A 23406-nucleotide genomic window follows, 5' to 3' on the forward strand; every position below is an offset into this window, starting at 1 on the left:
GCCTATTACGCAACGCTGTTGCTAAATTCGCTCGGTGAACGGACTGAGCAGAGGTCAGCGCCTCGCGGCGCTGGCGGCCCTGGCACTGGGCGGCGTGGCGGTCGGCCTGACGGAGTTCGTGGCGATGGGCCTGCTGCCCGAGATGGCACGCGACCTGCTCGCCCAGGACTACGCCCGATCCTCGTCGGACGCCGTCGCCGAGGCAGGCTGGATGATCACGGCGTACGCGCTGGGCGTCGTCGTGGGCGCGCCACTGATCGCCGCGCTCAGCGCGCGCCTGCCCCGCCGCAGGCTCGTGCTCGGACTGCTCGTCCTCTTCGCCGCCGGCACGGTCGCCTCCGCGACCGCCCCGAACTTCGAGCTGGTGCTCGTCGCGCGGTTCGTCGCCGCGCTGCCGCACGGCGCGTACTTCGGCGCTGCCGGCCTGCTCGCGGCGACCCTGATGGGCCCCGGCAACGAGGCGCGGGGCTTCGCCACAGTGCTCGGTGGCCTGACCGTGAGCAACGTGGTGGGCGTACCACTGATCACCCGGCTCGGGCAGGCAGCCGGCTGGCGGACGGCGTACCTGGTCATCGCCGGGGTCTTCCTGCTCACGCTGCTGGCGGTCCTGGCGGTCGTTCCGGAGGTTGCCGCGGCGGCGGACGGCTCGCCGGCCGCCGAGCTGCGCGCGCTGCGGACCTCGCAGGTCTGGCTGGTCGCGGCCACCGGCGCGATCGGCTTCGCTGGCTTCTTCGCGGTCGACTCCTACATCGCGCCGGTCACCACCGACGTCGCCGGCCTCTCCGCCGCGACAGTGCCCTGGGTGCTGGTCGCGGTCGGCCTCGGCATGACGGTCGGCAACGCCCTGGGCGGCTGGCTCGCCGACCGGGACCTGCGTCGCAGCCAGCTGATCGGCTTCGTCGCGATGATCGCCAGCATCGGCGTGTTCAGTCTCGTCGCGTCGCATCCGGTGGGTCTGTTCGTGGGCGCGTTCCTGGTCGGCGCGACGAGTCTCTACCTCGGTCCGGTCCTGCAGGCACGCCTCATCACGGTCGCTCCCGGCGCCCAGTTGATGGGTGCCGCCCTCAACCAGTCCGCCATGAACATCGCGAACAGCCTGGGCGCGGCCCTGGGCAGCGTGGCCATCGCCGCCGGGCTCGGTTACCTCGCGCCGGCCCGGGTGGGACTGGTCCTTGCGGTCGTCGGGCTGGGCCTGGGAATCGTCAGCTACGCGGGGCGTCGTCGGGACCGGGAACCGGCCGCCGTGGCGGGCTGACCCCTGGCGGCCCGGCTCAGCTGACCGACGGGGCGAGGAGGTCGCCGACGGCAGCCCGGACCGGATCGGGGTTCGCCCAGGACCAGTTGGGGTGGGCCCGGTTGGTGAGCAGGGCCAGGACCAGCTTGCGGCCCGGGTCGACCACCAGCGAGGGACCGGCGAAGCCGGTGTGGCCGAAGGTTCGGGCCGACGCGAGCCGGCCCATGAACCACGGCTGGTCGAGGACGACGCCGAGACCGTGGGCGGCCGTGCGCCGCGGGCGCTCGGGGTCGACGGCCGGCTTGCCCGCGTTGTGGTTGGTCAGCATCCGGCGCACCGTACCGGCGGCGAGGACCCGTCGGCCCTGGTAGGTGCCACCGTCGAGGAGCATCTGGCCGACGGCCGCGAGATCGCCGGCACTGGCGAACACACCCGCGTGACCGGCGATGCCCCCGAGGTTGTTGGCGACGTCGTCGTGCACGGTGCCGCGGAGCAGGCCGCGGGACGAGCGGGCGTCGGTGGCGACCATCCGGGCCGACCGGTCGGTGGCCGACAGCCAGGTCGTGGGGTTGAAACCAGTGTCGCGCAGGCCGAGGGGACCGGCGAGATTCGCCTTGAGCGCCTGGTCGAGGCGGCTGCCAGTGACCTTCTCGACGATCTTGCCGGCGGTCATGACGCCGACGCTCGAGTAGCGGAACGCGTCGCCGGGCACCGCGCCCGAGACCAGCGGGGTGGCGAGGACCGCGTTCCAGCGGGCGGCGTTGTCGGACAGGCCGGTGACCTTGGCTCCGACGGGGAGGCCGCTGGTGTGGGTGAGCAGCATCTCCACGGTGACGCGGTCCTTGCCTGTGCCGGTGAACGCCGGCAGATAGTCGCGCACCGGGGCGTCCAGGTCGACGCGGCCCTTGTCGACCTGCTGGAGCAGCAGGATGGCGGTGTAGACCTTGGTGACCGAGGCGAGATCGAAGATCGAGTCCGGGCGCATCGCGACCCGGCTCTTCGCCGCGAGCAGTTTCGGGCCGGCCGCGTAGCGCAGGGCCTCCCCGACGGCCGTGTGCACTGTCACCTTCCCGTTGACCAGCACGACGGCGACCGCGCCGGGAAAGCCGTGGTGCGTGACGGTCTGCGGTGAGGCGGGCAGGTGCCGCCTCAGCAGCGCGGTCACGTCCGCGGCGTACCGGGCCTGGTTGCCCGGCGCGCCCGCGCCGGCCCTGGGGGAGGTGCTCGGCGTACCCGACGAAGAGGCCGCCGGTCTCCCGGCCGCGCCGAACCCCACCCTGTTCCCCGCCGCGTCGGTGGCGGTCACCGTACCGCCGGGGTCGGCCCCGCCCGGCGACTCACCGCCGCCGTCGCCGCAGCCGGTGAGGGCGGAGGCCACGGCGGCCAGGCCAACCCCGAGCAGGGTACGACGAGCGACAGGCATGCCGGTGATGCTGACAGACCCGAACTGGTACGCCAACCTCAATCAGCCGTACGCTGGTGGCGTCCAGCGTTCTGGCCGGTTTCCGACATCCGAGCGGGCCGTACGGGCGACCGTCACCGCCTGTGCAACGATCGTCGGGCATCCTGTCGACTGGCCGGCGCCGCCGGTCTGTCCGTGCGGCAGACCCGGGGGAGGGTGCCCCGCCTCGTACTCCTTTGGAGAGCACCATGTCCCTCTCCCCCGTTCGGGTCTTCGCCGCATTGAACGCCGTGCGGCCCCCCGAGCAGCCGAACCCGATCCTGGGCAAGGCGGTGGTGGTCGGCGGCAGCGTCGCCGGCCTGCTCGCCGCCCGGGTCCTGTCCGATCACGCCGAGAGCGTGGTCCTCCTCGACCGCGACGACCCGCAGGTCAGCGGCGCGCGGCCCGGCGTGCCCCAGGGCACCCAACTGCACGCCCTGCTGCCCGGCGGTCTCCTGCAGTTGGAGCAGTTGTTTCCCGAGTTCCGTCAGCAGGCGTTGGCCCACGGCGCGGTCGAGGCGCCACCCGACACCCGACGCACCTACCTCGACGGTCGCCGCAAGGTGGTCGTACCCGACGACGACGACAGCCTGGCGGGCAGCCGGCCGCTGCTGGAGGGGCTGATCCGTCAGCAGGTGCTCCGACTGCCGAACGTCAAGACGGTCACGGCCCGCGCCACCGGGCTCGCCGTCGACGGCGACGCGGTAACCGGCGTGCGCTGTGAGGTCAACGGGGTGGCCGGCGTCGAGGGCGGCGACCTGGTGGTCGACGCCATGGGCCGGTCCAGCCGGCTCTCGGACTGGCTGGAGCAGACCGGCTGGGAGCGACCCGCCACCCGCCGGATGCCCGTGCACCTCAACTACGCGACCGCGTTGTTCCGGCGCCCGGAGCAGAGCCCGCGGATGCGTGTCGTCATGGCCCTGCACACCCCGCGCACGATGACGGACGTCGCCGGCGCCGCCTTCTTCGCCATCGAGGACGGCCGGTGGATGGCCATGATGGCCGGCTACGGCGACGACCGGCCCGGACGTACCGCGCAGGACTTCGTCCGGCGGCTGCGCGAGCAGTTCCCACCCGAGTTCGGCGAGGTCGCCGATCAGGAGCTGCTCGGCGACGTGCAGACCTACCACCACGCCGACAGCCGGCGACGGGACTTCCACGCGCTGGCGCGCTTCCCGGCGCGGCTCGTCAGCGTCGGCGACGCCGTGGCGTCGTTCAACCCGGTCTACGGGCAGGGCATGACGGCGGCGGCCCTGCACGCGGCCTGCCTGTCGGCGTACCTGCGCTCCGGGCCCGACCTGAGCGTCCCCGCCCGGCACTTCCTCGACCTGCAGAAGGTCGTGGTCGACGCCGCGTGGTCGACGTCCACCTCCGCCGACCTGGCGCTGCCGCACGTCAACGGGCCCTACCCGCGCGGCTACCGGGTCTCCAGCTGGGCGAGCCGGCAGATCCTCACGGCGACCGTCACGGACGTGGCGATCGCGCGCCGGTTCAACGAGGTCGTCTCCATGCGCGCGCACCCGCTGTCGCTGGCCACCCCCGGCGTGATCCTGGGCGCCGTGCGCGCCAACCGACGCGCGGGCTGACCGATGCGCCCCGCCGCCCGCCAGGAGCCTGGTGGGCGGCGGGTTCGCCGGCTACTGCGCGGCTTTGCGCAGGACGTCGACGACGAAGCGGTGATCCTCCACCTGCGGAAGCCCCGACACGCCCATCCAGCCCACCACACCGGTGCCGCGTACGCGCAGCGGCAGCGCGCCTCCGGCCGCCGCGTACCGGGCGGCCGGCAGGCCGTAGCGCTCGGTCAGCGTCACGTTCCTGTCCCGGCAGAGTCGGGCCATGTAGAGCGAGGAGTGCTCGAACCGCATCACCACCCGACCCTTGCGGCGCAGCCAGGCGTCGTTGTCCTGCGTCGAGCCGGGCAGGCCACAGTGGAACAACTGACGCCCCGCCCGCCACACGCCCACCGCGACCGGCAGTCCCCGCTCGCTCGCGGCGGCCACGGCGCGCATCCCCAGCTCGTACGCGTCGGTCTCGGACAGGCCAATACGCTCCAGCTCCTCCTCCTCGCGCAGCAGCTCGTCCAGCGTCGGCCAGGACTCGTTGTCAGTTGGCATGGGTGTCTCCTCGTCGTCTCACCAGGCGCACGGCGCGTAGTCCTTCAGGAAGCAGCCGTACAGGTCCTCGCCCTGCTCGCCACGCACGATCGGGTCGTACACCCGCGCCGCGCCGTCGACCAGGTCCAACGGTGCGTGGAACCCCTCGTCGGCCAGCCGCATCTTCGTCGGGTGCGGCCGCTCGTCGGTGATCCAACCCGTGTCGACGCTGGTCATCAGGATGCCGTCGGTCAGCATCTCCTGGGCGCTGGTGCGGGTCAGCATGTTCAACGCGGCCTTGGCCATGTTGGTGTGCGGGTGCCCCGGACCCTTGTAACCGCGCCCGAACTGACCCTCCATCGCGGAGACGTTCACCACGTACTTACGGCGGGCCGGCGCGGCGGCCATCGCCGAACGTAGCCGGCTGACCAGCACGAACGGCGCGGTGACGTTGCACAACTGCACTTCCAGCAGCTCGACCGGGTCGACCTCCTGCACCCGCTGCACCCAGCTGTTGACCGGGTCGAGGTCCGGCACGAGCCCACCGGCGTCGATGGCGGTGGAGGCCGCGATCCGCTCCGGCGAGGCGGAACGACTGGTCAACGCCAGTGCGGTGAGCGCGTGCGGGGTGAGCGCGGACGACCCGGCCGTGCGGCTGCCGCCTGGGCCGCTCGGCTTGGTGAACGTGATCAGCTCCGGCAGGGGACCGTCCGGCAGGGCTGCGGCCTCGGCGGCGGCGAGCTGGGCGTACGCCCCGGGCGACCGGCGGACCGTCTGCGCCGCGTTGTTGATCAGGATGTCGAGGGGACCCTGGCTGCTGACCGAGTCGGCGAGGGCGATCACCTGTGCCGGGTCCCGCAGGTCGATACCGACGACCCGCAGGCGGTGCAGCCAGTCCGCGCTGTCGGGCATCGCGGCGAACCGGCGGACCGCGTCGTGCGGGAACCGGGTCGTCACCGTCGTGTGCGCGCCGTCGCGCAGCAGCCGCAGCGCGATGTACATGCCGATCTTCGCGCGCCCGCCGGTGAGCAGGGCGCGCCGGCCGGTCAGGTCGGTACGGGCGTCCCGGCGCTCCCGGTTCAGCGCGGCGCAGGAGGGGCAGAGCTGGTGGTAGAAGGCGTCCACCTCGCGGTAGCGCTGCTTGCAGATGTAGCAGCCGCGCGGGTTGTGCAGGAGCCCCGCCGTCGTGCCGGTGGTGGGGGAGGCGAGGGGGATGCCCTGTGTCTCGTCGTCGATCCGGCCCGGAGCGCCGGTGGCCGTGGCCTCCGTCACCGCCCGGTCGGCCGCGAGGATGGCGTCGCGCCGCTCCTCACGACGCCGCTGCTTGATCACCTTGTAGAGCCGTGCGGTGGCCCGCTGCACCCGCACCACGTCGGGGTGGTCGGGAGGAAGGGCCTCCAACGCCTCGAAGACGCTCAGGCAGGTCTCCAGCCGGTTCCGGTCGATGCCGCCCTGAGCGTTGTCGGGAATGTTGTCCACCGTCATGCGTCGTTGTCTCGTCCCGTTTCCTGTGCCGGATTTCGCCGGCCCACCCCAAGTCCGACCCGAAACTGTACGCACCGCGGCGTCCCGGCCGCACCCCGCGCCGTCGGGCACCCTGCACGGCTCTGTGGTGCGCGTGAGGGATGCTGGTCCCGTGCAGATCACCATCCTCGGTCCCCTCGCCGTCGACGGCCGGCCGGTCCGGGGCGAGCGGTTGGCCGCGGTGCTCCGCGCGCTCGTGGACGCGCGCGGTCGGGCGGTCTCCACCAGCCTGCTCGTGGACGCGGTCTGGGATGGTGCCCCGCCGGACGACGCGACCGGCGCCGTGCAGGCGCTCGTGTCCCGTGTGCGCCGGCTCGGGCTGCCCGTGGTGGCCGTGCCAGGGGGATACCGCCTGCCCCCTGAGCAGGTCACCGTCGACGCCGTCGAGGCACGGGCGCTCGTCGACCACGGTCGGGCCGCCCTGCGGACCGGCGACGCACGCGCGGCCCGCGACTCGGCCGACCGGGCCCGGGGCCTGTTCCCCGAGGTGCCGGAGATCGTCAGCGTGGACGACACGCGCCTGTTCGCCGACGTCGCCGCGCTGCGCGCCGAGGCGGCCCTCGCCGGCGCGGGGCCGTACGACGAGGCCGACCTGCGCCGGCTGGCCGCGCGGACGCCCCCGGACGAGCCGTCGGCCGCCCTGCTCGTGCGGGTGCTCGCCGTCCAGGGGCGGGAGGCGGAGGCGCTGGAGGTGGTCGAGCGTCTCCGCGACGAGCTGGCCGACCGCTACGGTACCGACCCGTCACCAGTGATCACACAGGTCCACCTGGCCCTCCTGCGCGGCGAACTCACCACGCCGGCCGTCGTCGCACCACCCCGTCCGCCGGCACGCGTCGTCCTGCCCGCCGCGTGGCGCCGGCCGATGACCGCCCTGCTGGGCCGCGAGCGGGACGTCGAGGCCCTGGACGCGGCGCTCGACGAGTCGGCGCTCGTGACGATCGTGGCGACCGGCGGCGCGGGCAAGACCCGCCTCGCCGCCGAGGTCACCCGACGCGCGGCGGCGGCCGGGCAGGGGGTACGGGTGGTCGAGCTGGCCGGTCTGCGCTCGCCCGACGAGGTGCTGCCCACCGTGCTCGCGGCGCTCGGCGGCGCGGACACCTCGTCCACCGGCGGCAACCTGGGCCTCGAACGCCGGGTGCTCAGCCCCGAGGAGCGGATGCGTGCCGTGGCGCCGGACCTCGACGGCCTGATCGTGGTGGACAACTGCGAGCACGTCCTCGACGCGGTGGCCACCGTCGTCGCGGACCTGCTCGCGGTGACCTCACCGCAGGTCGCGGTGCTCGCCACCAGTCGGGCCCCGCTGGGCCTGGCCGGCGAGCGGGTCCACCGACTGACCGCCCTGCCGGACGCCGACGCGCTCGGGCTGGTCGAGTCCCGGGCACGGGCCGGTGGCGCGGTCCCAACCTGGGACACCGCCCGGGCTCTCGCGCTGTGCAACCGGCTCGACAACCTGCCGTTGGCCCTCGAACTGGCCGCCGCGCGGCTGCGGCACATGCCGATCGACGACGTGCTCGCCGGGCTGACCGACCGGTTCGCCCTGCTCGACGACGCGCTGCGGGGTCTGCCGGAACGCCACGCGAGCCTGTGGGCGATGGTCGACTGGAGCCGGGAACTGCTCGCGCCCGACGACCGTGCGTTGCTGGAGCGGGTCGCGGTCATCCCCGCGCCGTTCACCGCCGACCTCGCCGCCGCGGTCGCGCGGACCCCCGACGTACGACGAGGTCTGGCGAGGCTCGTCGAACAGTCCCTGCTGACCCTGGTCGAGGGGGACGGGCCGCCCCGCTACCGGATGCTGGAGACCGTCCGCGAGTACGGCGAGGCCCGGCTCGGTGCGTCCGGTGACCGGGACGCGGCGATGGCCGGCCTGGCGGGGTGGTGCCGAGACGAGGCCGTCGCGCTCAGCGAGCGTTTCGTCGGCCCCGACCAGGTGGAGGCGCTCGACCGTTGTGCCGCCGAGCAGGACAACCTGGTCGCGGGCCTGCGGTGGGCGCTGGGTCAGGACGACGAGCCGGCAGCCGTCGACGTCGCCACCGCGTTGCTGCACCTCTGGACGGTGCGCGGCCTGCACCTGGAAGTCCTCGCCTGGGCACGCGGGATGCTGCACATCGACGATCCGCACCGGCGTCGACGCTCGGCGATCCTGCGGGGCCGGGCCAGCGGCCGGCCCCTGCCGCACGGGGACCGACTCGCCTGGACGTGCCTGTTGATCAGCGCGAACGGCGGCATCAGCGCCGACCTGCGGCCCGCCGTGCTCGCGCGACGCGCCCTGCGCACGCTGCTCGCGGAGCGACCCGCCGAGGTGTCGCCGCGACTGACCGCGTTCGCGGTGGCGTTACCCGGCTTCGACGAGTCCGACCCGGAGAAGAGCCTGAAGGCCGCGACCGAGTTGATCGCGAACCCGGACCCGTACGTCCAGGCGCTCGGCCTGATCGCGCGCGCGGCGGTACGGGAGAACAGTGGCCTGCCGGAGGCGTCGATCGAGGACGCCGAGCAGGCGTACCACCGCTTCGAGGTCGCGGGCGACCTTTGGGGCATGGCGATGGCCGCGGGCGCCGTCGGGCAGTTCCTGCTCCCTGGCAGGGAGGGGCGGTCGGCCGAGTGGCTGGCGCGCAGCGTCCGGCACATGGAGATGATCGGCGCGCAGCAGGACGCCCGGTCGATCCGGGTGCGGCTGGACGTGCAGCTCGCCCTGACCGGCGACGCGGACGCGGAACGCCGGCTGGGTGAGACGGCGACGCGGGGCCAGGCCGAGCAGATGGACGTCGCGCAGGCGCTTCTCGGCCTGGCGCACCTCGCCTGGCAGCGCGAGCGCTATGACGAGGCGCTGGCCCACGCCGACGAGGTGAACCGCACTCTCGCCGGCTGGACCGGCCCGCCACCGCAGCCGCGGGTGATGCTGCGGGCCTCGGTGGCGGTCCTGTACCTGCGGGTGGCCGAGGCGCGGGGGGTGTCGGGCGCCGACGCCGCCGCCCAGGCGGCCACGTTGTTGGCGCTCGCCCGCGACGACGCGCTCAACTCGAAGGACCTGCCGGTGATCGGGGCGTGGGCGTCGGGCGGCGCGGACCTCGCCGCGTACCGGGACGACATCGCCACCACCCGCGAGCTGTCCGCGCTCGCGAAGCGGCTCGGGACGCACATGGAGCTGTTCTTCCCGAGCGAACGCAGCGAACGACTCGACGCCGCCCTCGGGAACGAGGAGCAGCGTGAGTCGTTGCTGGCCGTCTGGCGTGCCCGGCCGGTGGCCGCGGCCGTCACCCGGGTCCGTGAGCTGATGGAGGACCTGCTCGCCTAGCCGGGTTCAGACCTTCTTGCGGTAGGCGCGCAGCGCCATCGGCATGAACACCGCCACGAAGCCGGCGCACCAGGCGAGGGTCCACCACACGTGCGCGTCGAGCGGGGTGCCGAGGAACAGGCCGCGTACCGATGCCACCAGATGGGTCATCGGGTTGACCTTCACGAAGGCCTGCATCCAGCCGGGCAGGGTGTCGGTGCCGACGAACACGTTCGATCCGAAGCTCAGCGGCATGATCAGGGCGAACATCAGTCCCTGCACGGCACCGGGGGTGCGCACCTTCATCGACACCCAGACCGGCAGCCAGCTCAGGCACAGCGCGAACAGCACCGCGAGCACGCAGCCCGCGATGGCCCGGAACGGGTCGGTGTCGATCCGGAAACCCATCAGGTAGCCGATCGCGAGGGTCGAGACCGTGACGATCACGTACCGGACGACGTCGCCGAGGACCGCGCCGACCAGCGGTGCGGAGCGGGGGACCGGCAGTGACCGGAACCGGTCGAAGATGCCCTTGGCGATGTCGGTGTTGAGGTTGACGCCGATCGCGATGGCACCGGTGGCGATCGTCTGCGCCAGGATTCCGGGTAGCAGGAACTGCAGGTAGTCGTGGGTGGAGCCGGCGACCGCGCCGCCGAAGATGTAGACGAAGATGACCAGGAACAGCACCGGTTGCAGCGTGACGTCGATAAGCGCCTCGGGCGTACGCCAGGTCTTGATGAGGCTGCGTTTGGCGAGTGCCAGCGAGTGCCGCACGAGCCGGAACGATCGTGGGTTCACCGCCGCCGTCGACGGCGTGGAGTTCGGTGTGGGTGGTGCGCCGACCAGGGTGCTCATGCCGCTACCTCCGTACGCGAAGTGGTGTCGTCCTCGGATGCCGTACGCCCGGTGAGGGTGAAGAACACCTCGTCCAGGCTCGGCAGGTGCAGGGACAGTTCGGTGACCGCGATGCCGGCGGTGGCGAAACGCGCGACGCTCTCGGTCAGCGCCGTGTCGTCGGCGACCGGCACCGCGAGGACGCCCCGGCGGATCTCGTCGGCCTGCCCGCCCGAGCCGACCTCGGTCAGGATCGCCGCGGTCCGGGAGAGCTGCGCCGGGTCGGACGGCCGGACTTCGAGGGTCTGCCCGCCGACGATCCGCTTGAGCCCGTCGGGCGTGTCGTGGGCGATGACCCGGCCGTGGTCGATCACCGTGATCGCGTCGGCCAGCGCGTCGGCCTCCTCCAGGTACTGCGTGGTGAGCAGCACGGTCGAGCCGTTGGTCACCAGCGACCGGACCACGTCCCACATGTCCTCGCGCTTGGCCGGGTCCAGTCCGGTCGTGGGCTCGTCCAGGAAGATCACCTCCGGCGAGCCCACGAGGCTGGCGGCCAGGTCGAGCCGTCGGCGCATACCTCCGGAGTACGTCTTGGCGGGCCGGTTGGCGGCCTCGGTCAGGTCGAACCATTCGAGCAGTTCGGTGGCCCGCCGCCGGGCGCCGGCGCGACCGAGGTCCAGCAGCGTGCCGAACAGCTCCAGGTTCTGCCGACCGGTCAGGTCCTCGTCGACCGAGGCGTACTGACCGGTGAGGCCGATACGCTGCCGGACCCGCCCGGCGTCGCGGACGACGTCGAAGCCGGCGATGCGGGCGCTGCCGGCGTCCGGGGTCAGCAGGGTGGAGAGGATGCGGACGGCTGTGGTCTTGCCGGCGCCGTTGGGGCCGAGCACCCCGAGCACCGTTCCCCGGGGTACGGCGAGGTCCACGCCCTGCAGGGCCCTCGTCTTCCCGAACGTCTTGACGAGGCCCTCGGCCTCGATCACCAGATCGCTTGTCATGCCGACCAGCGTGCGCCGCGCGCCTGACACGCCTCCGACACGCCGCTGACAGCCGCGCCGACGCGGGCTGACACCGCGCCGGGCCGTAGCGAGAGGGGGCGCGTACGTCCGGGGGTTGGTGGCCTCGCCGGCCGCTGCCATACTGACGGTGGCGCCCGTCGATGTCGGTTGGGCCCGGGGGAAGCCCTCCGCAAGGCGCGGACGGTGGGGGTCGAAACCCGGAGGCCGCGATGGACCTTGTCCCCGACGCTACCGCCCTCTCCAGCCTGGTCGATCTGCTCGGCGCGGTGCTGCAACTGGCCGCCGCCGTGGTCAGCCTCCTGGCGGTCGCCACCGCTCGCGGGCGTCGCGGCCGGCGGGACCGCGACGTCCAGCGGTTCCATAACTCCGGGGTACGACCCAGCGGGGATGACGCGCAACATCCATGTAAATCAATACGATGACCGCTATCTCGATCAGGTGCGCTCACGAGGCGTGCCGTACCGAAGCGGAGGAATGCATGGTTCGCTGGCGTACCCTCACCGGCCTGGTGGCCGCCGCGCTGGCCGCGGCCAGCCTCACCCTCGCGGCGCCCGCCGCGGCGGCCGACAACCCCGTCACGCCGAACGTGGTCGGCGGCACCCGCGCCACCCAGGGCGAGTTCCCGTTCATGGTGCGGCTCTCGATGGGCTGCGGCGGAGCCCTCTACAGCTCCCGGCTGGTGCTCACCGCCGCACACTGCGTGGGCGCGACCGGCACCAACACCAGCATCACCGCGACGCTCGGCGTCGTCGACCTCCAGTCGTCCAGCCGGATCACCGTCCGGTCCAACTACGTCTACCGCGCGCCCGGCTACAACGGGTCCGGCAAGGACTGGGCGCTCATCCGGCTGGCCACCCCCGTCACCGGGCTGAGCACGTTGAAGATCGCCACCACGACCGCGTACGACAGCGGCACCTTCACGGTCGCCGGCTGGGGCGCGGCCCGTGAGGGTGGCGCGCAGCAGCGGTACCTGCTCAAGGCCACCGTGCCGTTCGTCAGCGACTCCACCTGCAACTCCAACTACGGTGGCGATCTCATCCCCGCCGAGGAGATCTGCGCCGGCTACGCCAGTGGCGGCACGGACACCTGCCAGGGCGACTCGGGCGGCCCGATGTTCCGCCGTGACGCCGCCAACGCCTGGGTCCAGGTCGGCATCGTCAGCTGGGGCAACGGCTGCGCCCGACCCAACTACCCGGGCGTCTACACGCAGGTGAGCTACTTCGCCTCGTCGATCGCCTCGGCTGCGGCGAGCCTCGGCGGCTGACCGTACGCCATCTCGGGCGGCCCGGACGACGGCGGTCCGGGCCGCCCGCTCGTCTCGGGCGTACCCGCGAGCCGCGGCGGCAGTGGGCTAACCGACAGAATCGGCGGGCCGCGCGTCCCGGGGCGAACGGGGTGACCATGATGGGTCCGTGCAGATCCTGTCCATCCAGTCGTCGGTCGCCTACGGCCACGTCGGCAACTCGGCCGCCGTCTTCCCCCTCCAGCGCCTCGGGCACGAGGTGTGGCCGGTGTTGACCGTCCACTTCTCCAACCACACCGGGTACGGCGCGTGGCGCGGCCCGATGCTGGCGGCCGCCGACGTGGCCGAGGTGATCGCGGGCATCGCCGACCGGGGCGTCCTCGGCAGCGCCGACGCGGTGCTGTCCGGCTACCAGGGCGACCCGGCGATGGGTGCCGTGATCCTGGACGCCGTGGCCCAGGTCAAGGCCGCCAACCCGGCCGCCGTCTACTGCTGCGACCCGGTGATGGGCGACGTCGGCCGGGGGATGTTCGTCCGGCCCGGTATCCCGGAATACCTGCGCGACACCGTCGTGCCGCGCGCCGACATCATCACGCCGAACCACTTCGAGCTGGACTTCCTCGCCGGCCGCACCACGACGACCCTCGCGCAGGTGCTGGACGCGGTCGACGTCGTCCGGGCCACCGGGCCGCGGCACGTCCTGGTGACCAGCGTGCTGCACGACGACGCGCCGGCGGGCTCGCTGGAGGTGGTGGCGGTCTCCGACGAGGGCGCCTGGGCGGTGACCACCCCGCTGCTGCCCATCAACCCGAATGGCGGGGGCGACGTCACCGCCGCGCTGTACCTGGCGCACCTGTCGACAACCGGCTCACCGGCCACCGCGCTGGAGCGTACCGTCGCCTCCGTCTTCACCGTCCTCGAAGCGACAGTCGCGGCGGGCACCCGGGAGATCCAACTGATCGCGGCGCAGGACGCCATCGCCGAGCCGCCGGCCCGGTTCACCGCCCGCCGGCTGCGCTGACGACGCTCCGGGCCGACGGGCCGTCTCAGCGCAGCGCGTCGTCGCGTAGCACCGCGTGCGCGCCGACGGTCTCGTTGACGATCTGGGTCACCCGCACGTCGACGAGGACGCTGGCCAGCGCCGCCGCGTCCGATCGGCTGAGGCCGTGCAGCCGTTGCAGCAGGGTCAGCATCTCCTCCAGGGCCCGGAACGTCGCCTCGTCGAGGGATGCCCCCAGGCCCAGCGTCAGCCAGGCGTCGGCGGTACGGGCCACCGGGCCGGTGACCGGGAAGTCGTCGCGCACGTCGAAGGTCAGCGTCACCTCGTCCATCGGGCACTCGATCGCCGTGCCGCCGACCTCGCCGTCGCCCTGCGCGGCGTGCCCGTCCCCGACCGAGAACAGCGCTCCGTCGACCGGGATCGGCAGCAGCAGCGTGCTACCGGCCGTCAGGTCCTTGCAGTCGAGGTTGCCACCACACTCGCGAGGCGGGGTGGTGGAGTGCCGTCCCGGCTCCGCCGGCGGCATGCCGAGCACCCCCATGAAGGGGCGCAGCGTCACCGTGTGACCGTGCTGGTTGCGGCCCGTCATCGTCACCGGGTCCAACTCCCAGGCGTGCACCACCTGCGTCGACTCGACGTCGTACCGCTTGTTGAAGGCGCTCGGCCACCCGCCAGCCACCGTCGTACCCCAGGTGCCCGGGACGATCGCGTCGACGCGTACCGCGAGGGTCTGGCCGGCGCGAGCGCCGCGGACCGCGACCGGCCCGATGAGCGCGTGCCCGTCCTCCGGCCGGCGCTGCGGGACCCGGGGGCGGTCCCGGTTCGCGCCGCCCGGGTACGGGCCGGCCGACCACCAGCAGTCCAGGGTGCGGTAGGTGACGCTGTCGCCGGGATCGATCGCGAGCACCGGCGGGAGGTCGGGGGAGAAGTGACCGTGCAGGGTCTTGTCGTCCGGTGCGAGGGTGTGTCGCATCTGCGCAGGCTACGTGTCGATCCGGCGTGACGCGACCGCCGGCGGGATGTGGGTGCGCGGCCGAACGGATCGGCCGCGCACCTTCGCGGATCGGGTCAGTCGACGGTCGGCGGTGCCGTCCGGGCCGCCTCGGCCAGCGCGGCGGCGGCGGTGGCGTAAGGGTTGTAGCTGTAGGTGCGCGCCAACCCGGCCGGGACGGTGAAGTACTCGACCGACAGCTTCGCCGGGTCACTCGCCAACTCGCCCGTTGGTCCGCTGCGCCCATACTCCGCCGGCCGCGAAGAGGTCGACGAGCTGGTAGCGGACGTCCCGGTCGTCGCCGCTCTCCGGCGTCTCGGCCACCGTGGACGGGTAGTAGACGACGCCGTCGCCGTTGATGGCGTACTGCGGGTACGCCTTGAGGCCGTGGCCCTGCGCCTCCTGCGCGGTGACCGGGTGCGTGAAGGAGTCGTGCGGCGAGGACTGGAACTGCAGGGTGCCGTCGACGCTCTCCCGGCCACCGCTCCAGGTGCTGCCAGTCGGGGTGTACGAGTAGAAGTCGCTGTGCGCGACGGTGACCGCCCCGCGCAGGACGCCGTACGCGGAGCCGTCCCGCTCGATCGCGAAGAGGACGCCCTCGCCGTCGTTCTCGTGCTCGGTCTCGAAGAACGGGTGGTCGGTCCAGTCCCGAGGGTGGAAGAACAGGTAGGTGATGTACCAGTGCGTGCTGGTCTCCACGACGGAGTAGTACGCGTGCGCGGCGAGCGACGTGCCGGACGCCCCGGTGCGGTCCCAGTTGTTGCGCCCGTTCAGGTCACCGTCGAAGTCCACCGCGGTGATGTAGTCACTCCGACCGCCCAGTGCGTGGGTGCCGGTGGCGTCGACGTCCTGGTAGTGGATAGGCGCCCAGCGTAGGGCCAGTTCGGCCTGGCTGACCGCGGCGGTGGCGGGTGACGGCGTCGTGAGGGGGGTCAGCGTCAGCGCCGCCACCGTGGCCGCCGCCGTCAGTGCCCTCGCCATCCGCCGGTTCGTGCTGCTTCTGTCGCGCATGATGTCCTCCCGCGTCGAATTGACAGACCACTATGGATGATCGTCGCTCCGGGGGCCCGGCGCGTGTCCTCGCGGCGACGAGGAGGCGGCGGATGTCCCAAGGGCAGTCGTCTCGCTTGTATCGACATTCATCGAATGTAATGCTGTGGTTCGGCCGTGCTCGGGAGCCGGCGCGGTCGACGTCTGTTCCGGAGTCGGGGACGCGCGAGGTGGCCCGCCACCCGCGCCGGGCAGTCCTCGTCAGCGGCCGCATGCCGATCGCCGTCGGGCGGCCGCCGCGCTCATCCGGACCCGTACGGCCGGTCCCTCACCCTGGGCCGCGACGGCGACGGTTTTTCGGAGGTACCGATGCGTCGCATCTTCCTGGCCCTCACGACCATCACCATGACCGGCTGGGCCGCCACGACAGGCGTCGCCCAGGCGGCGCCGACGCCCACGCCGTCGGTCACTGCCGCGCCGACTCCCACACCGGTCTGCCCGCCGGTGACGCCTATCGGCGGTCGGGTGTCCGCGGCCACCACGACCAGCCTGACCATCGACTACTTCATCGCGGTCAGCCCGCCGTGCGGCTACCGGCAGCCGATCACCGTTCGTCTCTTCACCAGCCGCGAGGACGCCTTCGCGTGGCAGAACCCGGTCGCGGAGACGGTCTCCGGCCCCGAGCGCGACGGCAGCGTCACCTTCGAGCGGCTGACGCCCGACACCGAATACTGGTTCGGGTTCCGCGACTCCGACGGCCGGTGGGAGCCCTACTACGGTGGGACCGGTCGGACCGCCGCGCTGGCGTCCTGCCGCGCGACCGCCACCATCGACTCCCGCTGGGGCACCGGCTTCGTCGCCACCGTGACGGTCCGCAACGTCGGCGCGCAGCCGTTGGACCAGTGGTGGGTTTCCTGGCGTTGGGCCGGGGACGAGCGGATCCAGGCGGTGTGGGGTGGGGTCGTCGACCCGACCGGCACCGACGTGGTGGTGCGCAACGCCCCGTACAACGGGACGGTGGCACCGGACGGGACGACGACGTTCGGGCTGCTGGTGACGACCAGCGCGCCGCCGGCCGGGCTCACGCTGAACTGCGCGCGCTGACCGGCGGGACGCTCCGGGGGTTCGGCGTCGGTCAGGGCTTGCGGGCCACCGCGCCGTAGGCGTCGATCCCCCGGGCGTCCGCCTCGTCCGGGCGCCACAGTGGGATCGGCACGAGACCGGGCTCCACCATCGCCAGCCCGGCGAAGCAACCGGCGAGGTCCTCCAGACTGCGCAGGATGTACGGGACGCCACCGTTCTCGGCCAGCCGCTGCGCGCCCGACACCACCTCCGGGCTGGTGTTGGTGCCGTCCCAGAGCACCAGGTGGCTACCGGACGCGGTCGCGTCCATCGTCCGCCCGACGATCGAACGCACCACCTCGAGGTCCGGCTCGTACCCGAGCACGCCCATGAACATGACGGCGATCGGCTGGCCGAAGTCGAGCGTCCGCGCCGCCTCGGCGAGGATGGTCTCGGGGTCGTGGTAGTCGGCCGGCACGTACGTCGTGACGCCCTGGACGGTCGTGCTGGCCAGCAGCGCGCGGGCGTGCACGAGGACCATCGGGTCATATCAAGCCGCGTTGTGCACACACGAACGATCGCCGTCCGGTCGCTATGCCTGCCTACGGCCGGCACGCCCAATCACGGAATGCGACACACATTTTTCTAGCCCTATCGCCCTGGTCTGCCCGGTATGGGGTCTGCCCTATGGTCCCAGCCGGGCTAACCAGGGGTGCTCATGGCCCTATGCCCGCCCGGTGCCGGCGGCACCCTCCGCGCTCGTCCCCTCGCGCGAGGAGGCGACGCTATGAGCAACCACCGTACGGACAAGACGTTGCGCGTGTTGACGGGGCTGACGGTCGCCGGGCTGGCCCTCGTCGCGGGGGCGATCTCGTTCTCACACATGACCGAACTCGCCACCGAGCACGGTCAGACCGGATGGAAGGCGTACGCGTTCCCCATCAGCGTGGACGGTCTGGAGATCGTCGCCAGCCTGTACCTGGTGGCGCAGCGCCGCGCCGGTCGCCCAACGGGCTGGGTTCCGTGGGTGGCGCTCGTGGTCGGCACCGTGGCAAGCCTCGCGGCGAACGTCGCGGTGGGCGGTGACGACCCGATCGGTAAGGCCCTGGCGGGGTGGCCGGCGTTGTCCATGCTCGTGTCGGTCAAATTGCTGTTCAGCATGATCGACCACGGCGAAGGTGATCAGCGGACGGTCCGGGACGATCAACGGCCGTCCGCTGATCGTCCGTCCGTCCCTGGGACGGTCCGGGGGACAGTCCCGGACGGCGGACCGTCGTCCGGGCCGACACCGGACGGGCGGACGGTCACGGACGGCCCGTCCGCGATCGGTACCACCGGCTCAACCCCGGCCCAATCGGCCGAGCCTGGCAACCTGCCCGCGCTGGCCGACATCCGCGCGGTCGCTCACCTCATCCCGGCAGCACGGGCGGCCCATGCCGCGCTGGCGCGGGAAGGCCGGTCGCTGTCGCGTGATGGACTGGCCGACGCGATGCGCGACGACGGGTACGGAGTGTCCAACGCCCGCGCATCGCTGCTCTTGAAGATTCTCAGAGAGGAGGAAGACACAGCCTCGTTCGGTGCTGGTGCGACCGGCGGCAGACGGCCGGACGTCGCCGCATAGCCAACGAGCCGGTGCCGCCGTCCCGGCGGCACCGGCTCGGGGCGCTCCGTAAGGCAGGGCTGTCACGGCCGTTCCCTGGAGGGCGCCTCCGCCTGCGGTTCATCTGCGCGGACGGAATCCCGGCATGGTGGCGGGCGGGGGAAAGCTCCTATGCTGCATGGCGTGGATAACGTAGCCTTCACGCGCCATACGGCTGACGAGGTTTCGACATTACTCGATGCTCTGTGTGACGCCTACGCGGACGCATACGGAGAGGTGCCGGGCGAGGACGGCGGCGTGAAGTCGTCGGCGTTCAGGGACAGGGCCACGGCGGCGCTGGAGGTTCGCAACTACGAGTTGGTTGTTGCGCGTGCGGGTGGAGAGATCGTGGGCTTTGTCTTCGGCTACAGCCTGCGGCCTGAGCGTGAGTGGTGGAGGGGCTTGAAGCCGGAGCCGCCGGACGGGTTCACGCTGGAGACTGGGGATCGCACGGTCGTACTGGCGGAGATTGAGGTTCGCCGGACATGGCAGGGCAGGGGCGTCGGTCGTGGGCTGCACGACGCGTTCCTCGGTGGTCGGGCGGAGGAACGCGCGACGCTCGCATCGAATCCGGCTGCCACGGCGACGCATGCCATGTATGAGGGCTGGGGTTGGACGAAGGTGGGGACGGTGCCGGGTCGTCCGGGCTCTTACTATCCGGAGTATGTGAGGTTTGTATTTCCGTTGCCGGTCCAGAACTTGCCCCGGTAGCTGGTAATCACCTGGTCGAGTTCCTTGACGGGCTTGGAACGCTGCCATGGCTTGAGTTTGTCCCTGAGCGTCGTGATGCGTTGGTCGAGGCGCTTGGGCGGGGGTGAGATGAACCATAAGTGCACGGCGGCATTCCTGACCCTCTCTCCTGAGCGCGAAGGAGTGCGACCGGGTGACCTGAGGACGGCACCGGCGGTAGCGGGAATTGAGCCGATCTTGCGGGCTCAAGCGGAAGGGCCGGAAGTCCCGATCGTGGTCCGGCTCCATGAAGAGGTGCTGTCACTCGCACGTGGGACAGACGACTGATTTGTCCAATCGGTACCGGTACCTGGTTGGGGGTCGTCCGCCGGGGCGGACGGCCCCTCGCTTCGTTCCGTGCGTCGTGATCTTCTACTGATGAGTCGCGTCGTGGCTGGTCGACCCGCGCCGGGCTTGGGCACCAGGGTCCGACCGAAGGGCCACAGCGAGTAGACGGCGAGGCGCAGCGCGGCGACGCCGAACGGGATGGTGACGACCAGCAGGAAGCAGATCAGCGCGGCGAAGCCGTAGCCGATCGCCAGCACGAGGCCGCCACCGAAGACGAGCCACAGGACGTTCAGGACGAAGCGAATCACCCCTTCAGCATGAGCGATGCCCGCCACCGGGTCCGGACCGCCGGCCGGGGTCGAGTGGACAGCCGGTCCGGGCCGCCGCCAGCCACGGTCGGTTCCGCGGCCGGATCGGCCCGCCGGCCGGGCGTCAGTTCGACAGGCCGCCGCAGGTGACGCCGTCGATCGTGCACGCCGTGGGAGTCGCGCCGACCGCCGCGCCGTTGACCCGGAAGGTCACCCGCGCCGATGCGCTGCCCGGCACCTGGCCCGCGCTGCCGTCCGGTACGAACGTCCAAACGGCGCCGTCCTGCGTGGCCCGCGCGCCCTGGACTGTGCTGATCCGCAGCGACTCCCGGGGCAACGTGATCGCCAGCATCCACTGCGCCACCGGCACCGGGCCGGGATTGTTGATCGTCACGGCGGCACCGTAGCTGAGCAGCGCCTTGTCCTCGATCGCGAAGTCGGCGGCGAGGGTGGCGGGGGTCGGCGAGGCCGACGAGGGGGCGGCGGCCGGAGCGCTCGTCGGTGATTCGACGGGCGGCGGGGCCGCGCTGACCGACGGCGACGCGGCAGTGGTCTGGCTGGTGGCGGCCGGATGCGCCTGCCCTCGGGGCGTACCGGGCGTGGGGGTGCCCAACTGATCCACCGACGGCGGCGCGTCGAGGGTCACCGGCGCGAGCTGCTCCGGGGTGCGCACCACACTGATGATCGAGACCACCGTCGCCACCACCACCCCGAACGCGGCGAGCACAGCGACCCAGGCGGCCCGCGACACGTCGGCCTGGCCGGTGACCACCCTCCGTACGGCTGCGGCAGCGGCCACGATCCGGTCCAGCAGAATGATCGCCACAGTACGCCGTGGCTGCGGCGGTATTGCCGGCACTGCCTCTCTCCCCTTCACTTCGTCACCGGACGCCTGCCCGCGACCGCTGGGTCGCGGTGGCACCCGAGCGCTCACAGGGCGCGCAGCCCGACAAGTATCGACTCGAGCAGCTCCTGCGACGGCAGCTCCGACAGCGTCGGTGGTTCGTGCGTCTCGACCAACCCCGCCCCGAACAGGTCACCGAGGAGGACCCGGACGGTGCCCAGGGGCAGATCCAGCTCGGCGCTGACCTCAGCCACCGACACTGGATGGTGACACAGCTCGACGATCCGCGCCTGTTCGGGGAAGAGTGACGTGGGCGATGTCGCCGACCGCCGCGCGACGACCAGCGAGATGAGGTCGAACCGGCCCCGGTCGGACGTCGTACGCCCACCGGTCATCGTGTACGGACGGGCGACCGGGCCGGCGTCGTCGTCGTACCACGCCTCGTCAGCCGAGCCGGCGCTGTGCACCAGAGTCTCCGCTCCTCGCCGTGGAGGCGGCCTCCAGGCGGATCGGCAGGTGCCGTTCGGCCTGCCCGACGAAGAGCGCCACCTCGTACGCCATGTCACCCACCTCGACCTCGTCGCCCGAGATCCGGACGGTGAGGATGGTCCCGTTCCCGATGGTGGCGACGAACAGGAACGCTCGCGACATCTGCACCACGATCTGGCGTAGCCCGCCCGCGTCGCAGGTCCGGGTGGCGGCCAGCCCCAGCGCCAGTAGACCGGCGACCACGCCGGAGATCTGCTCCGCCAGCTTCGCCTCCACCCCCCGGGAACCGCCGAGCGGGAGCCCGTCGGGGGAGAGCACCACGGCGAACTCCGCCCCGCTCACCCGGTCGACCAGGCGGTCCAGGGCACCGGTCAGGCTGTCCGCGGTGACCACTGCGTGCGTCATCGATGTCTCCTCGTTGTTCTCATGACCGGCAGCTCGACGGTCTCGGGGCCGGCGCTGCCCGGGCCGGGTCCGGCCGGCCCGGATTGGCGGACCCGCATGGGTAGCCCGCCGGCGTTGCCCTGGTCGGCCCCGCCGGGCGTGTGCGGCCCGTCGGGCGTCGGCCGGTACGCGGGGCCTGCGGTCGCCGGGCCGCTGCCGGTCACGGTGACCAGCTCCGCCGGCAGGTGCACGATCGCCGCCGTCCCGCCGCGCTGGCTGGGCCGCATCGTGACCCGGGCACCGCACCGGGCGGCCAGCAGGGCTACCGCGTACAGCCCTCCGGCCCTGCTCGGCGGGTCGCTCGGCGGCCTGGCGAGCAGGTCGTTCACCTCGTCGAGCGTGGTGGCGTCGAGGCCGGGGCCGTCGTCGACCACCACGATCACGCAGCCCTGCGGCCGGTGCTCGCCCGCCACCCGGACGGTGGTGTCCGTGGCCGAGAACGTCAGGGCGTTCTCGATCAGTTCGGCCAGCAGGTGCACGACGTCCGTGACGGCGGGGCCGGCGAGCGACCACGGCCAGTGCGGCGCCACCAGGACCCGGTGGTATTCCGGCACCTCGGCGACCGCGCCACGCGCGACGTCGAGCAGGGGTACCGGTCGTCGCCAGCGGCGCGCGGGCCGCGCGCCGGCCAGCGTGATCACCTTTTCGACGTTCCGGCGGACGCGGGTGGTGAGATGGTCGAGCTGGAACAGCTCGTCGGCCTCCGAGGCGCTGCGCTCGCGCCGCTGCATCGCGTCCAGCAGGTCGAGCTGGTCGCGCAGCAGGACCTGGTTGCGCCGGCTGATCCGCAGGAAGAACTCCCCGGTGCGGCGGTCGCCCACCGGACCGCCGCGCTGCGCGGCGTCGGGCTGGTCGGCGGCGGTCTGGCCGCGAGGCTCGTCGGCGAGTGGCTGAGGGTCGACGGGTGGGGCCGGCGGTTCGTGCCGGCGCTGGCCGCCGCCCGCCGGAGCACCCTCGCCGTCGGGCCGGCGGCGCAGGGTGGCGGCCCAGCCGAGCAGTACCGCCAGGACGGCGATCAGCCCGAGCCCGACCACGACGCCGGTCCGCCCGACGAGCACCGCGGCGCCCGGCGTGGCCCGCTCGACGCTCGCGCGGGCGGTGGTCGTGACCAGCTCGTGCAGCGCACCGAGCGCGGCATCCGCCGCCGAGCGCCAGTCCTGCGGGTTGACCCCGCGCAGCGCGTCGGCCCGGTCCGTGCGCAGCAGGGTGTCCTCCACGGCGAGCACACCCGCGAACTCGGGGCCCGCCACGAGCCGCTGGTGTTCGCTCCGGCCGCCGGCCGCCAGGCCGGCCGTCGCCTCGGCGCGGGCGTACCGCTGGACGGACACCAGCTCGACCAGCCGTCGCCGTTCCTCGGCGCTCATCCGGCCACTCGCGACGGCCGCGGTGACCAGGGTGTCCTCCCGGGCCAGCAGCTCGCGGGCACGGGCCAGCGCGATCACCGCGCGGGTGTCGATGGCCAGCCTGCTCTCGTACGCGCCCCACTCCGGTCCGTACACGTCGAAGGCCGCGTCGACGAGCTGGTCGTACCCGTCGACCGCCCCGGCGCGATCGACCTGCCCGTCGTCCACGCGGGACCGGATCGCCCCCAGCCCGTTCAGCCGTCGGATCAGCCCGTCGGCCCGGTCGCGGACCGCGTCCGCGCTGAGCAGGCGCAGGTCGCGGCTGGAGGGGAACGCCCGGACGCCCGCCGCGGCCCGGTCGGTCGCCTCCCGCGCCCCGGCCAGCGTGGGCCGTGCCGGCACGGCGCCGGCCAGCGTCTCGGCGGTCGCCCGGCGCTCGATCTGCAGGCTGAGCACCAGCCGGTCGATGGGCTTGCCCAGGGTGTCGGCCAGGGCCCGCACCCGCAGCAGGTCGACCGCGTCCTGGCAGGTCAGATAGGCTGCGTACGACCAGAGCGTGAGCAGTACCGCCGCTGCTGCGACGAACCGGACGCGTGCCCGTCGTCCGCGCGTCACGTCGC

General features: G+C 72.7%; 23 protein-coding genes. 9 read left to right on the top strand and 14 right to left on the bottom strand.

Going from position 1 to position 23406, the window contains the following annotated elements; all coding sequences use genetic code 11:
- Positions 1–34 precede the first annotated feature (34 nt).
- A complete protein-coding gene (locus ACGFH9_RS06245; protein ID WP_393216109.1) occupies positions 35–1255 on the top strand; it encodes an MFS transporter in 1221 nt (406 codons plus the stop codon).
- 16 nt (positions 1256–1271) lie between these two features.
- On the opposite strand, the gene ACGFH9_RS06250 is transcribed toward ACGFH9_RS06245, so the two are convergent.
- Positions 1272–2657, bottom strand: a complete 1386-nt coding sequence (locus ACGFH9_RS06250; protein WP_393216112.1) for a serine hydrolase domain-containing protein — start codon at positions 2655–2657, stop codon at positions 1272–1274.
- 227 nt (positions 2658–2884) lie between these two features.
- Between ACGFH9_RS06250 and ACGFH9_RS06255 the strand changes: the two genes are divergently transcribed.
- Positions 2885–4261 carry an FAD-dependent oxidoreductase gene (locus tag ACGFH9_RS06255; protein ID WP_393216115.1) on the top strand — a complete coding sequence of 459 codons (1377 nt, stop codon included), beginning with the start codon at positions 2885–2887 and terminating at the stop codon, positions 4259–4261.
- 51 nt (positions 4262–4312) lie between these two features.
- Here the strand turns inward: ACGFH9_RS06255 and ACGFH9_RS06260 are convergent, their stop codons facing one another.
- Both ACGFH9_RS06260 and ACGFH9_RS06265 read right to left on the bottom strand, forming a co-directional pair.
- Positions 4313–4789: a heme-degrading domain-containing protein gene (locus tag ACGFH9_RS06260; RefSeq protein WP_393216118.1), complete on the bottom strand. Its 477-nt coding sequence runs from the start codon at positions 4787–4789 to the stop codon at positions 4313–4315.
- 18 nt (positions 4790–4807) lie between these two features.
- Positions 4808–6253 carry an SDR family NAD(P)-dependent oxidoreductase gene (locus ACGFH9_RS06265; RefSeq protein ID WP_393216121.1) on the bottom strand — a complete coding sequence of 482 codons (1446 nt, stop codon included), beginning with the start codon at positions 6251–6253 and terminating at the stop codon, positions 4808–4810.
- Positions 6254–6404: 151 nt separating this feature from the next.
- Here ACGFH9_RS06265 and ACGFH9_RS06270 point away from each other — a divergent pair, with 151 nt between their 5' ends.
- Complete coding sequence (locus ACGFH9_RS06270) at positions 6405–9584, top strand: BTAD domain-containing putative transcriptional regulator (protein ID WP_393216124.1); 3180 nt, start codon at positions 6405–6407, stop codon at positions 9582–9584.
- Between the two features lie 6 nt (positions 9585–9590).
- Here the strand turns inward: ACGFH9_RS06270 and ACGFH9_RS06275 are convergent, their stop codons facing one another.
- Both ACGFH9_RS06275 and ACGFH9_RS06280 read right to left on the bottom strand, forming a co-directional pair.
- Positions 9591–10418: an ABC transporter permease gene (locus ACGFH9_RS06275; RefSeq protein WP_393216127.1), complete on the bottom strand. Its 828-nt coding sequence runs from the start codon at positions 10416–10418 to the stop codon at positions 9591–9593.
- A complete protein-coding gene (locus ACGFH9_RS06280; RefSeq protein WP_393216130.1) occupies positions 10415–11395 on the bottom strand; it encodes an ATP-binding cassette domain-containing protein in 981 nt (326 codons plus the stop codon). Before ACGFH9_RS06280 ends, ACGFH9_RS06275 begins: the two co-directional genes overlap by 4 nt.
- Before the next feature lie 230 nt (positions 11396–11625).
- Here ACGFH9_RS06280 and ACGFH9_RS06285 point away from each other — a divergent pair, with 230 nt between their 5' ends.
- The 3 genes from ACGFH9_RS06285 (at position 11626) to pdxY (ending at position 13680) form a co-directional block, all read left to right on the top strand.
- Positions 11626–11838, top strand: a complete 213-nt coding sequence (locus ACGFH9_RS06285) for a hypothetical protein (protein WP_393216133.1) — start codon at positions 11626–11628, stop codon at positions 11836–11838.
- Between the two features lie 56 nt (positions 11839–11894).
- A complete protein-coding gene (locus ACGFH9_RS06290; protein ID WP_355240982.1) occupies positions 11895–12680 on the top strand; it encodes a serine protease in 786 nt (261 codons plus the stop codon).
- A 148-nt stretch (positions 12681–12828) separates the two neighbouring features.
- A complete protein-coding gene (gene pdxY / locus ACGFH9_RS06295) occupies positions 12829–13680 on the top strand; it encodes a pyridoxal kinase PdxY (RefSeq protein ID WP_355240985.1) in 852 nt (283 codons plus the stop codon).
- 25 nt (positions 13681–13705) lie between these two features.
- Here pdxY and ACGFH9_RS06300 read toward each other — a convergent pair whose 3' ends face one another.
- The 3 genes from ACGFH9_RS06300 to ACGFH9_RS06310 form a co-directional block, all read right to left on the bottom strand.
- Positions 13706–14632: an acetamidase/formamidase family protein gene (locus tag ACGFH9_RS06300; protein WP_393216136.1), complete on the bottom strand. Its 927-nt coding sequence runs from the start codon at positions 14630–14632 to the stop codon at positions 13706–13708.
- Between the two features lie 95 nt (positions 14633–14727).
- On the bottom strand, positions 14728–14871 hold the full coding sequence (locus ACGFH9_RS06305; RefSeq protein WP_393216139.1) for a hypothetical protein: 144 nt from the start codon (positions 14869–14871) through the stop codon (positions 14728–14730).
- Positions 14861–15661 (bottom strand): hypothetical protein, encoded by an 801-nt coding sequence (locus ACGFH9_RS06310; protein ID WP_393216142.1) that lies wholly within the window; start codon positions 15659–15661, stop codon positions 14861–14863. The genes ACGFH9_RS06305 and ACGFH9_RS06310 overlap by 11 nt, the downstream gene beginning before the upstream one ends.
- A 348-nt stretch (positions 15662–16009) precedes the next feature.
- Between ACGFH9_RS06310 and ACGFH9_RS06315 the strand changes: the two genes are divergently transcribed.
- Positions 16010–16744 (top strand): cellulose binding domain-containing protein, encoded by a 735-nt coding sequence (locus ACGFH9_RS06315; protein ID WP_393216145.1) that lies wholly within the window; start codon positions 16010–16012, stop codon positions 16742–16744.
- Positions 16745–16775: 31 nt separating this feature from the next.
- Here the strand turns inward: ACGFH9_RS06315 and ACGFH9_RS06320 are convergent, their stop codons facing one another.
- Entirely contained in the window at positions 16776–17243 is a 468-nt protein-coding gene (locus tag ACGFH9_RS06320; RefSeq protein ID WP_393216148.1) for an SAM-dependent methyltransferase, read from the bottom strand.
- A gap of 246 nt (positions 17244–17489) precedes the next feature.
- Here ACGFH9_RS06320 and ACGFH9_RS06325 point away from each other — a divergent pair, with 246 nt between their 5' ends.
- Together ACGFH9_RS06325 and ACGFH9_RS06330 are read left to right on the top strand one after the other, a co-directional pair.
- Entirely contained in the window at positions 17490–18323 is an 834-nt protein-coding gene (locus tag ACGFH9_RS06325) for a DUF2637 domain-containing protein (RefSeq protein ID WP_393216151.1), read from the top strand.
- A gap of 162 nt (positions 18324–18485) precedes the next feature.
- Positions 18486–19052 (top strand): GNAT family N-acetyltransferase, encoded by a 567-nt coding sequence (locus tag ACGFH9_RS06330; RefSeq protein WP_393216154.1) that lies wholly within the window; start codon positions 18486–18488, stop codon positions 19050–19052.
- Between the two features lie 224 nt (positions 19053–19276).
- On the opposite strand, the gene ACGFH9_RS06335 is transcribed toward ACGFH9_RS06330, so the two are convergent.
- The 5 genes from ACGFH9_RS06335 to ACGFH9_RS06355 form a co-directional block, all read right to left on the bottom strand.
- Positions 19277–19666 carry a YccF domain-containing protein gene (locus tag ACGFH9_RS06335; RefSeq protein ID WP_393216608.1) on the bottom strand — a complete coding sequence of 130 codons (390 nt, stop codon included), beginning with the start codon at positions 19664–19666 and terminating at the stop codon, positions 19277–19279.
- 124 nt (positions 19667–19790) lie between these two features.
- Positions 19791–20492 carry a cellulose binding domain-containing protein gene (locus ACGFH9_RS06340; RefSeq protein ID WP_393216157.1) on the bottom strand — a complete coding sequence of 234 codons (702 nt, stop codon included), beginning with the start codon at positions 20490–20492 and terminating at the stop codon, positions 19791–19793.
- A gap of 104 nt (positions 20493–20596) precedes the next feature.
- Positions 20597–20977, bottom strand: a complete 381-nt coding sequence (locus tag ACGFH9_RS06345) for a DUF742 domain-containing protein (protein WP_393216160.1) — start codon at positions 20975–20977, stop codon at positions 20597–20599.
- Positions 20955–21404, bottom strand: coding sequence for a roadblock/LC7 domain-containing protein (locus ACGFH9_RS06350; protein WP_393216162.1), 450 nt, complete (start codon positions 21402–21404; stop codon positions 20955–20957). The genes ACGFH9_RS06345 and ACGFH9_RS06350 overlap by 23 nt, the downstream gene beginning before the upstream one ends.
- The gene (locus ACGFH9_RS06355; RefSeq protein WP_393216165.1) at positions 21401–23401 is read right to left on the bottom strand and encodes a nitrate- and nitrite sensing domain-containing protein; all 2001 of its coding nucleotides are present in this window, start codon (positions 23399–23401) and stop codon (positions 21401–21403) included. Before ACGFH9_RS06355 ends, ACGFH9_RS06350 begins: the two co-directional genes overlap by 4 nt.
- Positions 23402–23406: the final 5 nt, after the last annotated feature.

This window comes from Micromonospora sp. NPDC049102, from assembly GCF_043197485.1.
Lineage (GTDB): Bacteria > Actinomycetota > Actinomycetes > Mycobacteriales > Micromonosporaceae > Micromonospora.

Excerpts from the sequence above, each read along its gene's own strand:
- ACGFH9_RS06290 (WP_355240982.1), top strand. The coding sequence starts at position 11,895 with ATGGTTCGCTGGCGTACCCTCACCGGCCTGGTGGCCGCCGCGCTGGCC.
- ACGFH9_RS06315 (WP_393216145.1), top strand. The coding sequence starts at position 16,010 with ATGCGTCGCATCTTCCTGGCCCTCACGACCATCACCATGACCGGCTGG.
- ACGFH9_RS06300 (WP_393216136.1), bottom strand. The coding sequence starts at position 14,632 with ATGCGACACACCCTCGCACCGGACGACAAGACCCTGCACGGTCACTTC.
- ACGFH9_RS06310 (WP_393216142.1), bottom strand. The coding sequence starts at position 15,661 with ATGCGCGACAGAAGCAGCACGAACCGGCGGATGGCGAGGGCACTGACG.
- ACGFH9_RS06250 (WP_393216112.1), bottom strand. The coding sequence starts at position 2,657 with ATGCCTGTCGCTCGTCGTACCCTGCTCGGGGTTGGCCTGGCCGCCGTG.
- ACGFH9_RS06320 (WP_393216148.1), bottom strand. The coding sequence starts at position 17,243 with ATGGTCCTCGTGCACGCCCGCGCGCTGCTGGCCAGCACGACCGTCCAG.
- ACGFH9_RS06350 (WP_393216162.1), bottom strand. The coding sequence starts at position 21,404 with ATGACGCACGCAGTGGTCACCGCGGACAGCCTGACCGGTGCCCTGGAC.
- ACGFH9_RS06285 (WP_393216133.1), top strand. The coding sequence starts at position 11,626 with ATGGACCTTGTCCCCGACGCTACCGCCCTCTCCAGCCTGGTCGATCTG.
- ACGFH9_RS06280 (WP_393216130.1), bottom strand. The coding sequence starts at position 11,395 with ATGACAAGCGATCTGGTGATCGAGGCCGAGGGCCTCGTCAAGACGTTC.
- ACGFH9_RS06275 (WP_393216127.1), bottom strand. The coding sequence starts at position 10,418 with ATGAGCACCCTGGTCGGCGCACCACCCACACCGAACTCCACGCCGTCG.
- ACGFH9_RS06325 (WP_393216151.1), top strand. The coding sequence starts at position 17,490 with ATGAGCAACCACCGTACGGACAAGACGTTGCGCGTGTTGACGGGGCTG.
- ACGFH9_RS06265 (WP_393216121.1), bottom strand. The coding sequence starts at position 6,253 with ATGACGGTGGACAACATTCCCGACAACGCTCAGGGCGGCATCGACCGG.
- ACGFH9_RS06255 (WP_393216115.1), top strand. The coding sequence starts at position 2,885 with ATGTCCCTCTCCCCCGTTCGGGTCTTCGCCGCATTGAACGCCGTGCGG.
- ACGFH9_RS06260 (WP_393216118.1), bottom strand. The coding sequence starts at position 4,789 with ATGCCAACTGACAACGAGTCCTGGCCGACGCTGGACGAGCTGCTGCGC.